Raw genomic sequence first — 12694 nt, forward strand, 5'->3', positions numbered from 1 at the left:
AGTAGCGGCTCATTTTCGAGCAGTAGACCCTCTTTACCGAGCGGTAACCCGAAGTGTCTTTGTCTTCCGCGCGAAAGTGCTTGGTTTTCGAGCAATAGACCTACTAGTATCGCGCAGTAGCAGCTCATTTCCGAGCAGTAAACCCGCTTTACCGGTAACCCGAAGTGTCTTTATCTTCCGCGCGATAGCGCTTGGTTTTCGAGCAATAGACTACTAGTATCGCGTACTAGCGGCTCATTTCCGAGCAGTAGCCCCTCCATACCGAGCAATAGATCAAAGTGTTCTTATCTTTCCAGCTATAACCTCCCACTCCTGCTAGATAACCTACTGCCTAAACCAACCAAAAACCCCCTCACACAGTGAGGGGGTCCAATCATCTATTATCGCACTTCGACCCAGCCATTTTTGATGCCGGTTACGACTGCTTGGGTGCGGTCGTTGACGTTCATCTTTTGTAGGATGCTGGATACGTGGTTTTTGACTGTTTTTTCAGAGATAAATAGAGTTTCTCCGATGGTGCGGTTACTTTGTCCATCTGTCAGTAATTGTAGAACCTCGCATTCGCGCTTCGTTAATAAGTGGAATGGGCGGCGAATTTCGGTTTGATGGAAATTGCCTTTATTTTCACGTTCGCTTAAACGACGGAATTCTTGTACTAGATTACGAGTTACTTTTGGATGTAAGTAAGATCCGCCTTTTGCTACTACTTTGATAGCAGAGACGATTGCTACTGCGTCCATTTCTTTCAGCATGTATCCTAGTGCACCTGTTTTTAGTGCGTGAGAGACATAAGACTCATCGTCGTGGATGGAGAGCATGATTACTTTTGCTTCTGGGTATTTTTCCATTAGCTCTTGTGTAGCATCTACCCCATTTTTAGTTGGCATGTTGATGTCCATTAGTATTACGTCTGGGAAATGTTGTTCGTAAAGGCGTAGCACGTCATCACCGTCGCTACCTTCCGCTACTACTTCAAAAGTATCTTCAAAGTCTAGGATTCTCTTAACTCCTTCACGGAAAAGTTGGTGGTCATCTATAATGATTATTTTTGTCATTGGTCATTTCCTCCTATTAAAAACGGCTGTAGTTACTATTCCTCATTTAGCGGGATGCTAAACAAAATTGTCGTGCCATTGCCTGGCGATGAAACAATTTTCATTGTCCCTTCAAGTAAATCCACTCTCTCTTGCATACCAATCAATCCAAAGGACTTTTCTTTTACGACCTTTGGATCGAAGCCAATACCATTGTCTTTCACAATAATATTCATTTTGTGTTTGGCCCATTCGAGCTTCACCCATGCCTCCGTGAATGCACCATGCTTGACACCATTGGTTAGACATTCTTGGATTAAACGAAAAATTGCTACTTCAAAATTCGGCTGAAGTCGCTGTTCCTCTCCGAAGGTTTGGAAATATATTTTGTGGTTCGGATTATATTCTTCCATTGTAGAGATATACTTTCGAAGAGTCGGAATCAAGCCTAAATCGTCTAGAGCCATAGGGCGAAGATCATAAATGATTCGTCGAACCTCGGATAAGGCATTACGGACCATCATTTTCAGCTCCGTAATTTCCTCCATTGCTTGTTCACCGCCACGCTGCTGATATGTAAGGTTTATTAAATCTGTTCTAAGTAACACATTAGCAAGCATTTGTGCAGGTCCATCATGTATCTCACGTGAAAGTCTCTTTCTTTCTTCCTCTTGAGCTTCAATTATCTTTAATGTAAAGTCTTGCTTGATTTTTGCATTCTCAAGCGCCACTCCTACTTCCTTTAAATCGGAAGTTAAATAATTCATGACGATATTTACTTGTGTGACAAGCTGATCCGCTCGTTCAATCATTTCAAGTAAGCCTTGTAGTCTTCTTTCGAGTTCATCTCTTCTGTGCCTAAGTTGTTTTTCTTCATTTCGTTTAATTAGTAGATTAATTTGAAGTTCATTAGCTGTTTCATATGCAAGTCGGACCTGGGGCTCGTCATAAGAATCGAAATTCTTTGACACCTCTGCTAGTCTATTACGAGCAAGCCTAGATTTTGCCTCTAATGTGTCCCCTTCCACAATCACTAATTCGATGTTTCCCCGAATTATTTCTAACTCCACCTTCATTTCCTCAAAGCTTTGGCGGCTTTGTTCGCTTATAATGAAAATATCCTTTTTCGAATGATCCATTACTTCGACCATCCGATCGAAAATAACATCTAACGATTGGACTGCAAAGTGCTTATTCGTCATATGTTTTCCCCTTTTTTGGTTGCAAATGAGACTTCATTCATTCTTTCTGACAAATCTATTATAGCACTAATTTACTAAAAATAAATTAAAATTACTTTACAACTATATTTCAAACAAATCTGGAGGGATATTTATCATGAAAAACAATTACCGAACTGTGAAAGGCTATGGAGAGAAGGAAATCATTATTCAAAAGTCCCGTTTTATCGCTTATGTAGAGCGGGCGGAAACAGAAGAGGAAGCACAAGATTTTATTAACACCATCAAGCAAAAGCATAAAGATGCAACTCATAATTGTTCTGCTTATATGATCGGAGAGAATGATCACATACAAAAAGCAAATGATGACGGGGAACCTTCTGGTACAGCAGGAGTTCCGATGCTTGAAGTCCTAAAAAAACGGGAATTAAAAAACACAGTTGTAGTAGTGACTCGATATTTTGGAGGAATTAAGCTTGGAGGCGGGGGACTCATTCGAGCTTACGGAAAAGCAACGACAGAAGGGATTGATGCGGCGAAAGTTGTAGAAAGACAAGTACATTGTTTAATGAAAATATCGATTGACTATACCTGGCTAGGGAAGGTCGAGAATGAAGTTAGACAATCCACCTATCTACTCAAAGACATTGCCTATGCAGAATTAGTCGAGTTATACGTATATACGAAGCAAGAAGAACAGGACAGCTTTTCAGATTGGGTCACTGAAATGACAAATGGACAAGCAATGATAGAGCTTGTCGAAAAAGAGTATTTAGAAGAAGAAATAAATTAAATTTACCTAATCTCTTTTCCAATGTATAATAAAGGGTATTGTAATGTTTTTGAAACTTAATTTGTTGAAAAACGTCAGTTTACCTAACAATGTCCCTAAGGAGATTAAAACATGAATAGAAAATCATATAAAAAGGTAAAGAAAAAGGGATCGAAAAAGCGGCTAGCTTTACAGATTTCTTTAATCATTGTTGCATCTTTGCTAATTTCTTTGTCGACCTATGCGGCTTATTTGACCAAAAAAGCAGAAACCGCGGCTGACCAGGCTTATGAAAAAGTAGAAGGTCGGGATACTTCCGAGTTTCGTGCCGAGAAGGTAGAGCCGATTAATGACAATGTATCTGTCCTATTTATAGGGGTCGATGACAGCGAGAAGCGCGACCAAGGAGAAAAAGGCACACGTACAGATGCATTGATTCTTGCTACCTTAAACAATCAATCAAAATCTGTAAAGCTTGTGAGCATTCCTCGTGACTCCTATGTCTATATAGATGAGGTTGGATACAACGATAAAATTACCCATGCACATTCTTTTGGTGGCACCAAGGCGACCATTGAAACAGTAGAGGATTTACTAGAAGTACCTGTTGACTATTATGTAAAAATGAACTTCAATGCCTTCATCGAAGTGGTAGATGCACTTGGAGGAATCGAAGCCGAGGTTCCTTATAAGCTTCTAGAAAAAGATGAAAACGATCAAAATACGGTGGCTCTAGAGCCAGGTTTACAGGAACTAGACGGACGTGAGGCATTGGCACTTGCTAGAACTCGAAAGCTTGATAATGACATAGAACGTGGGAAACGTCAGCAAATGATTCTTTCAGCTATCGTGAAAAAAGCGAGCTCTGCTACTTCCTTTACGAAATATGGCGAAGTGATTGAAGCAGTAGGGAACAACATGAAGACAGATATGACATTCGATGAAATGAAATCCTTCTTTGAATACATCAAGGGGGGGGCCCCTCAAATCGATACACTGACTCTTGAAGGCTATGATGATATGAGCACAGGTGTTTACTATTGGAAGCTCAGAGAAGAAAGCCTGGAAGAAACAAGGGATATCTTAAAGACACATCTTGGTATCATTCCTGGGTTAGACAATGTATCAGATAGCGATACCCATAATACTTTGGAAGGTATTGCAGTAGAGGATGATTCCATCAACTAAAAAATGCTCTAGGAGGATATAATTCTCCTAGAGCATTTTTCATTCATAGAGAAAGCCTTCTATTCTTTGTACAAGAATAGAAGGCTTTCTTTCGTATTATCGGTTTCCAATAATCTTTACTAAGTTTAGAATAGGTCGATAGTTTTTGCCGGCCAAGCCAACAACTTCTACGAATAATTCAATAGCTAAGAGAATGATAGCTAATAATAGAATTCCTCCCCACACTGTTGCTTGGGAGAAGATCAATGCTGCGATGCCGAACATCGCTGCAATTGCATAAATAATCAATACGGATTGACGATGAGTAAAACCTGCATTCAATAAGCAATGGTGTAAATGAGATTTGTCTGGAGAGCCAAGTGGCTGCTTCATACGAATTCTTCTAACGATTGCAAAGAATGTATCAGAAATTGGAACACCAAGCATAATAACAGGGATGATTAACGCAATCACTGTTATGTTTTTAAATCCTTCTAGTGCCAATACGGAGATCATAAATCCGAGGAATAATGCTCCAGTGTCACCCATGAAGATTTTTGCTGGGTAAAAGTTAAATACTAGGAAACCTAACGTACTAGCGGCAAGAATTGCTGCCATCACTGCAACGAATGGGTTACCCATAATTACCGCCATTGCGGACAATGTAACTAAAGCAATTGCAGATACTCCTGCAGCAAGACCGTCTAAGCCATCAATTAAGTTGATTGCATTGGTAATTCCTACAATCCAAAGGATCGTCAAAGGAATTGCAAAGTAACCAAATTGTAATTGAAAGTCGCCAAACGGCAAGTTAATAAATTCAATTTGTAATCCACCATATATTACAACACTTCCAGCTGCTAAAAGCTGGCCGAGTAATTTCGCTTTTGCTGATATTTCAAACATATCATCCAAAACACCTGTAATAATTATGATTAAAGCACCTAGGAGTAACGCCTTATCGTGTCCACCGTCAGGTCGATATACAGCGAACGCTACTACAAAAGCCAGGAATATAGCTAGTCCTCCAAGTCTCGGCATAATGCGCGCATGAACTTTTCGGTGATTTGGCTTATCAACTGCACCAATGCGGAACGCTAATCTTTTTACAAGTGGAGTAAATAAGATGGATGCAACAAATGCCAGAACCAATGTAAAGGCAAGCATCAATTCTTCTCCTCCTCACAATGTCTATTATTATGTTCAAACTCTCTGTATTATAGCATGGAAATAGCTCATTACCCAGATTTTTTTCAATTTAATTTATTGGACGCTTAAGTCGCCCAGTTAGTTTCATGAAAATGGTAGTAGCTTCTTCAATTTTTAATAAAAGAAAAGCTCCCGCAAAGGTAATGGTAAATATAACTAATCCCACTATAAATGTTAACCATTTATAGTCGAAAATAAAATACCTATTTGATAAATAAGTAACAATACCTATGAGCACAATAGCAATAGCTATCTTTCCAATTCCCTTATTACCCGAATTGAAGAAAGTTAATCCAAATTTATATTTTGCGTAAAGAGTAAGCATCATATAATTGGTTGCGGAGGATATGAGCGTTCCCCAAGCAATCGCTTGAACTCCTAGAGAATCTAAGAAAAAGTAAGTAAATCCAATATTAATGAGGAATACGTTAATCAAACTGAAGATTACCGGTACATAAGAGTTTCCTTCTGCATAATAGAACCTGGTCACATATGTGTTAGCTGCCAAGAAAAACATTGTCAGTACAAATGTTTTTAGAACAGGTGCAGTAATGGCAGTTGATTCAGCTGTAAAGTTGCTGTATTCAAATATAATTTGCACTAAATTTTCTGCATAAAAGAATGCATAAACAGTAACCGGCACTAAAAGGATGATTAAATAGCGTAATCCCTTCGTATAAAGCGCTTTAATCGATGTATAATCTTTCTCCGCTACCTTTTTACTTAGCAGTGGATAAATGACTGTTGTCACAGCCGTCATTAAGATGGCCTGTGGAAATTGCGTAAGCTTGGTTGCATAGTTAACCGCTGATACATACCCATCTTCTAAAAACGCAGAGAAGATACGTTGAATGATCGTATAAAATTGGATGGTTGCTCCTCCAAGCATAATCGGGAGTGCCATGATCCAAAACTTCTTCGTCGATTCATCTTGTGCAAAAGAAATTCCGACAGGATTTATTTTCAGCTTTCGATAGCCCACAATTAAGAAGAAAATCATCAGCACTGCACTCAAGAGTGCCCCTACACCATAGCTCATTGCCCCAATCCAGTAAAAACCAAATAAAGCAATGATCACAAATGCAGCATTGTAAATTAAAATAGCGACACTGGATAGATGGAACTTAGCATTCACATTTAAAAGCCCGCTATACCATGAAGATAATACTAAGAAAACCGTAGAAGGAATCATCCAAAAGGATAGATTTCTTAATAGAATATATTCATCGCCATCAAACTTTGGAAACAGTAAGTGAAGCAATGGGTCAATGAATATCAACATCAATGCAGTTAATACTAAGATAACACTGCTGATTGTTGTAAAGGTTTGCTTCACAAACGCCCCTTGATTCGTTTTTGTACGGTTATATACCGAAATAAAAGCGGTAGTAAACGCTCCCCCTACCACTAAATATAAAAAGTTTGGAATCATATAGGCCGAAATGATGCTATCTGCCGTATCAGTTGTCCCAAACTGATACCCGATGACCATTTCTCGGAAAAACCCAAACATCTTTGCAACTACATTAATGACTGCGACAGCACCAATAATTTTGACAAACTTATTCATGATCTTACTCCTTGTTCTATCGCAGTTTCATAGATAGCTTTCAATCTTGTAATGATGTTTTTCTCATCATGCAGCTGCAGCACTTCCTCCGCTTTCTCTCTATTATAGTAGTCAGCAGAGTGAACGGCCGTCAGCATTTCATTCGCAAGCGATTCTACCTCTTTCGCATTTACTAGATGTCCTGCTCCATTTTCCAGTAACGAAACAAGCCCACCAACTCTAGAAGCAATGACAGGTGTTCCTGTAGCAAGTGCTTCTAACGCCACGAGCCCAAAGCCCTCTATATGGGAAGGTAGAACAAACACATCACTCGCTTGGAACCAAGTAACAAGCTGAGATTGTGGTACTGGATCAACAAATAGAACCTTATCATTCACAAGAGGCTGAATTCTTTCAATAAAGGCAGTATCTCTTCTAGAGCCGATGACTGCTAGCTTGCTATTTTTATCCGTTTTAGCTTGTACCATCTCAAAGGCTTTTAATAGCTCCTCTACTCCCTTTTGCTCAATCACATTACCGACAAAGGAAAATAGAAACTCATCCGGATTCAAGCCAAGAGAGGCTCTTGCCTCGTCTTTGTTTCCCGGCTTGAAAACCTCTCTATTTACTCCCATACTCATGACGGTAATTTTATTGCGATCTATTCCAAAATCCTCATGAATTTGATCAGCCAAAACTGGTCCCACCGCTATAATATGAGCACTTTCCTCTAATATTTTCGTTGTCCAATTACGAATTCGCTCGTTTTTTTTCGCCATACGTTCAATATCTCCGCCATGAGCCGTGACTACATAAGGAATCTTCCAGAGCTTTTTCAGTAATAAAGAGAACATACCAGAAGGAAACACGTAATGAGCATGTGTAATAGAAATAGAGCTTTTATTAGCAGCACCTATTTTCAATACTTGAAGTGCCCATTTAAGATATTTTTTTAATACATTTTTAGCACCTGTTGCTGGATTCGTATTAACCCCTACTAGTGTTTGCACTCCAGCTTTTTGAAGTGCCTCTACCTGATTTTTCACAAAAATACCGTATGATAAGTGTTGCTGGGTAGGGTACATATTGCTAATGACAAAAACCTTTTTCATTATTTTTTCACAGCCTTTTGAAATTGAACTGTACCACCCATTGCTTCCTGATGAAGATGAGCGGAAATCTTTTTCGTATTCTCCACTGTATCAGCCCAGTCGTTTTTCATTTTGCCAAATGCTTGGGCAAACAGATTGCTATCCTGTTCGATGGCATCCATAGAGAAGCAATACTCCCCTAACTTCGCTAATTGCATAAAGTCATTTACTTTTTTATGGTATGCCACAGCAATAATCGGTGTTTGTGTGTCAGTTGCTAGAATTAAAGAATGTAATCTCGTTCCTATCACAACATCCTGCTCCATCGTCATTTCTAAAATAGCTTGTGGAGGAAGATTTCGATCAACAATCGTTACATTCTCCTTAGAATTCATCTTCTTCAAGATATCCTTTGTGACATCAGCATCTTGTGGATATTTTGTCGCAAAAAATGTTATCTCTACGTCTTGCTCTGCAGAAAGATTGTCTAAGTTTTTGGCCATCCCAGAAATATAAGCGTCATACTTCTCATCATTACCCTCTGGCCAATAACTTGTATTGTAATAAGGAACTGCCGTTACTCCAATTTTCTTAGGAGTCTCTGCATGCACCTTGCCTTCTCTTTGAAGCGTGAAGGCTGGGTCTCCAATAATAGCTACCGGCTTTTTCACTCCGATTGCCTGTAAAAGCTCCTTCGACTGCGGGTCACGAACCGACACACTGTCTGCATGCTTACACATATATCGGATAAACCATTTCCCTAGTGAGGTATTCAGTGGGCCAGCTCCACAGCCATATACAACATAGCTAGTCCCAGCATTTTTCGCCATCATTGCGTAAGAACCGTATAGCGGAGCCTCTCTTTTATAAAGGTCCATTAGGATACCGCCACCACCAATAACAAGCAAATCAAAACCAGCTACATATTTTTTGTTTGTCTGATATGTTTTGATAAATGTCTTTGGGGCATTTCCGTTTTTGTAATAAAGCGGATAGCTTTGCACGTTGTATCTTTCAGCAGTTTGAGCGGGGTTATTACTAAATACGGTGATATCCTCACTTTTAATGGGGAAAGTCTGAAGTAATTGCTCTATAATGCTTAATAAAATAGCTTCATCGCCATTGTTGTCGTTTCCGTAATTTCCTACAATACCTATTTTCATAAATTCCATCCTTTTTGATACATGATTATTGATTATAACATAAGAAAAGGGCATCCGCCTATTCTGTCCCGACAAGCAAGCGAGGAGCGCCAAGTAGCCATTCCCTCAGCCACCACAGTCGTTTTCATTCTATTTCTAGTAGGCAATTTGTTTGAGATTATCGAACACTCACCTAATGTTCACTTTCCTTTGATAAACATCTCAAAAGCAAGGAAACGAATATGGTTATTCGCCATTACTTGTGGTTGATTTCCGTTCTGGCTGGACGCTTTCCTGGGGGCGCGGCTCCAACTAAATTGTTTCGCATGCTTACGAAACAATTGGATTTTCCGCACGCGCTTATCCCCTAGGAGTCGCCAGCCGACACTTCAATCAACTTTTTCTTATAGGTAAATCCTAGCTTTTGGTGATGAACCTTCTTTTTGTAATTTAATAATTAAAAGTTAGAATTAGTGGAATCACTATTGGTCGGAGCAGCGTCGACGACTCAACCAGGATGAGGGAGACAGGTAAGACATAGCACGTAGCAATCGGCTATGGCTTACCGCTCATCCTGTAGAAAGCGTCCAACGTAACAGAGATCCTAGCCTCTAACCAATAAGAAAGCAATTATAATTCTTATGACGCAGATAGTTATAATGCTTCTGTTTTGTTCGATCTTATAAATCACTAATCAGAGAAGAGGCGGAACAAAACTATGTCTTTTCTTGATATGCTCTGTCTTTTTAGAATTTATTAATCAAAATTTAACATTAGTAGGATCACCATCTGTTCGGAGCAGTGTCGGCGACTCCAGCGGGAGCAGGGTGGTAGGTAAGACAGCACAACCACGCGCGTTAGCGATGGGGGCTGGCTTACCTTGTGGAGGGAAAACTAAGAACGTCACATCGTGTGACAACGTTTTCCTGACCAACATCCTGTTGGCCTCCACTCCAAGCGTCCGACGATGCGAAGATCCTATGTCCATAAAAAAAGTACTTATAATTCTATTAGATAGAATCATAAGTACTTCCCATAAATTTGCATCAGTCGCAGTTTTTTATCGATGAATCGAACGATATAAGAATACGCTGAAGTGCATTCTGGTTACTGGCTTACTTGGTTTAAATGTACCATCCTCATATCCAGTCGTGATTTTATTATAAGTTAATGAAGAAATAGATTTGTGTGCCCAATAGTCTGGCTTCACATCCGTGAATGTTATTGCAGAAGTACCTGTAAGCTTATAAGCATTTGTAAGAATAGCAGCCATCTGAGCTCTTGTTAATGTTCCTTGTGGGTCATACAGATTATTTTCCTTCCCACCTACAATACGAGCATTTGCTACTGCAGCAATCTCTTTATAATAACGATGAGTTTTTGGAACATCTGCAAAACCTGGGTCGGTCACATTTTCTAAGTCTAAGTTCAATGCCCTGCTAATTAAAACAGCCGCATGTGCTCTTGTCAGGTTCTCCGAAGGCTTGAAGGTTCCATCTTCATAACCATTAATATAATTATTGCTCGTTAAATACACAATTTCTTTTACATATACATTTTCGTCACTAATATCCGTGAATGGAGATTTTAGCTCAGATGCAGGAACCTGTACTTCCACAGCAACAGAAACCTTTTTCGTTCCAAGCTGTGCAGTTACTTTCCCTTTACCTGGCTTATTGCCCGCTGTAAATTTACCATTAGCAGTAATTTGGCCGATATCGCCTTCAACAGACCAAGATAGCTGATTGGCATTATAAATTAAGTTGTTCCCCGCTGCATCCTTTGCAGTAGCTGAGAATGAAAGCGAGCCTCCTGTATTCACTGTTTTCGCTGAACCAATTGATAAAGTGGAAGGTGCAGCTACGACACTCACCGGAAAGCTTTGAGTTGCCGTATCATAGTTAACATATACTCGATCTTCTCCTGGAGATACAGCAGTATAAGTCGTCCCTCTTGTTGTCACAAGATTGTTGTTAGAAGAAAGTGTTACCTGTGCAGGGTTAAATTTAATCGGATTATAATGTGCATCCAACACATAGTTCACGCCTACTGTAACCGAAGCCCCTACTAACAATGTTCCAATTTTATCTCGAGATGCGCTAATGATAGCCGGCTTTCCAGTTGGCGCAGTGCTAATTGCCTCTAAAATAGTAGAAACCTTTCTCTGCGTGCCACCTGAAGGTCTGTTTGCTAATACAACCGTGTTGCTTCCATAGTCACGGATACCCATTGTAGTAGAGCCGCCACCATCCAAGTTAATGGCACGATCGACACCTAGCTTCACCAGATAATCAGCAAACTGAGTTAAGGACATCTTTTCTACCGTAACAAGATGAACCTGCTTTTTATCACTGCTGATAGCAACCGCGCTTCTAGGGACAATCGCTTTTGCCCTTGAACTGTTTGTATTCATTGTAATATAACGTTTACCATCTCTTACAAGCATTGGACCACTTCCCAGCATATACTGAGAATTTTTCCAAATTTTATTAATATCAAATCCAACAGTAAGTGTTTCTCCTACCTTTACGTTACGGAAAATATTAATCCATTTGGAGCCATTTACCGCAAGAACAAAGCCGTTTTTTGGGATAGGCGTAGTTTGTTTTACACCATAATCGCGTATCTCTGTTACTTTCCCAGTAAGCGTTTGACCAAAATAATTGCTAGTAACTGGTTCATCTGTAACAACTACAATTTCCATCCCATATTCATTTGATCCAGTACGGCCCTTATAGTATTGAGGAGTAAATACTATTGCCTCATTTGATTGTCTTTCTCTATTTAAACCGCTAGCTTCATAGGTTTGATTGTTATATGTAAGATTTACATCAAAATCAAAGCTTTCAATTTCAGCTGAGCCATCCTCTTTTATTCCAAATGCAATAGGTGAACTAACGTAATAGGACTCTGAAGTAGAGATTACTCCACCATTAAAAATCTCATTATTATGTGATAGTAAATACATCGGCATTTTGTAGTTATTTGCACTAGAACTCATTTCAAAGAAACCTGCATTTATAGCCCCAACTACTCTGTGTCCCTCAACCGAGTCTCTATTCGCGATAGCAGTAGTCGTTGCTAAACTATTAATAGGTTTAGGTAATCCTATCTTTAATGCTGTGTAGGGATCTTGAAGATTAACAGCTATATGATTGACAGAATTGCTCCCAGAAGTATATTTCTTATACTGTACACCCGAGGACAAAGGCATATCCTTATTTGTTACCTGAAAAGCCATCGCTTCGACAGGAATCACCAAAATCATTAGTGCAACAATTGCCACAGATATTACTTGAAGTTTTCTTTTTAGCATGTCAATTCGCTTCATTCATATGGAAGCTAAACACCATCCTTCTCTCATTTTTCCTAAGCATAACAAAATAACCCTTACTTTTCTATGAATCTATCGATACATTTTGAAATAAAAGGGAGTTTTTTTAGAGAAAAGTAGGTAATTTGATGTGTTTTGTCTGTAAATTGATAATTTTTACATATAGTAAGTTTCTAGTTGCAAAAGGAAGATTTGACCCCTACAGGAAAGTTTAC

General features: G+C 39.3%; 10 protein-coding genes. 3 read left to right on the top strand and 7 right to left on the bottom strand.

Translation table 11 applies throughout. From position 1 onward, the window contains the following. The coding region (locus AC1VU3_RS12645; protein WP_482983665.1) for a hypothetical protein at positions 1-217 on the top strand (217 nt) is incomplete at its 5' end. A 163-nt stretch (positions 218-380) separates the two neighbouring features. Here the strand turns inward: AC1VU3_RS12645 and AC1VU3_RS12650 are convergent. Together AC1VU3_RS12650 and AC1VU3_RS12655 are read right to left on the bottom strand one after the other, a co-directional pair. Continuing rightward, positions 381-1055, bottom strand: coding sequence for a response regulator (locus tag AC1VU3_RS12650; protein ID WP_480388860.1), 675 nt, complete (start codon positions 1053-1055; stop codon positions 381-383). A gap of 35 nt (positions 1056-1090) precedes the next feature. After that, positions 1091-2236 (bottom strand): sensor histidine kinase, encoded by a 1146-nt coding sequence (locus AC1VU3_RS12655; RefSeq protein WP_480388861.1) that lies wholly within the window; start codon positions 2234-2236, stop codon positions 1091-1093. A 136-nt stretch (positions 2237-2372) separates the two neighbouring features. On the opposite strand from AC1VU3_RS12655, the gene AC1VU3_RS12660 reads away from it, so the two are divergent. Both AC1VU3_RS12660 and AC1VU3_RS12665 read left to right on the top strand, forming a co-directional pair. Next, positions 2373-3008 (top strand): YigZ family protein, encoded by a 636-nt coding sequence (locus AC1VU3_RS12660; protein WP_482983666.1) that lies wholly within the window; start codon positions 2373-2375, stop codon positions 3006-3008. 111 nt (positions 3009-3119) lie between these two features. Next, positions 3120-4175 carry an LCP family protein gene (locus AC1VU3_RS12665; protein WP_482983667.1) on the top strand — a complete coding sequence of 352 codons (1056 nt, stop codon included), beginning with the start codon at positions 3120-3122 and terminating at the stop codon, positions 4173-4175. A gap of 96 nt (positions 4176-4271) precedes the next feature. Here AC1VU3_RS12665 and AC1VU3_RS12670 read toward each other — a convergent pair whose 3' ends face one another. From AC1VU3_RS12670 to AC1VU3_RS12690, 5 genes are all read right to left on the bottom strand, one after another. After that, entirely contained in the window at positions 4272-5321 is a 1050-nt protein-coding gene (locus AC1VU3_RS12670) for a glycosyltransferase family 4 protein (RefSeq protein WP_480388881.1), read from the bottom strand. A 91-nt stretch (positions 5322-5412) separates the two neighbouring features. Further along, a complete protein-coding gene (murJ, locus tag AC1VU3_RS12675) occupies positions 5413-6933 on the bottom strand; it encodes a murein biosynthesis integral membrane protein MurJ (RefSeq protein ID WP_482983668.1) in 1521 nt (506 codons plus the stop codon). Continuing rightward, positions 6930-8024, bottom strand: a complete 1095-nt coding sequence (locus AC1VU3_RS12680; protein WP_482983669.1) for a glycosyltransferase — start codon at positions 8022-8024, stop codon at positions 6930-6932. Before AC1VU3_RS12680 ends, murJ begins: the two co-directional genes overlap by 4 nt. After that, positions 8024-9166: a polysaccharide pyruvyl transferase family protein gene (locus tag AC1VU3_RS12685; RefSeq protein ID WP_482983670.1), complete on the bottom strand. Its 1143-nt coding sequence runs from the start codon at positions 9164-9166 to the stop codon at positions 8024-8026. The genes AC1VU3_RS12680 and AC1VU3_RS12685 overlap by 1 nt, the downstream gene beginning before the upstream one ends. A 1039-nt stretch (positions 9167-10205) precedes the next feature. Beyond that, positions 10206-12461: an S-layer homology domain-containing protein gene (locus tag AC1VU3_RS12690; protein ID WP_482983671.1), complete on the bottom strand. Its 2256-nt coding sequence runs from the start codon at positions 12459-12461 to the stop codon at positions 10206-10208. Positions 12462-12694 lie beyond the last annotated feature (233 nt).

The organism is Psychrobacillus sp. Z16_25, from assembly GCF_056856695.1.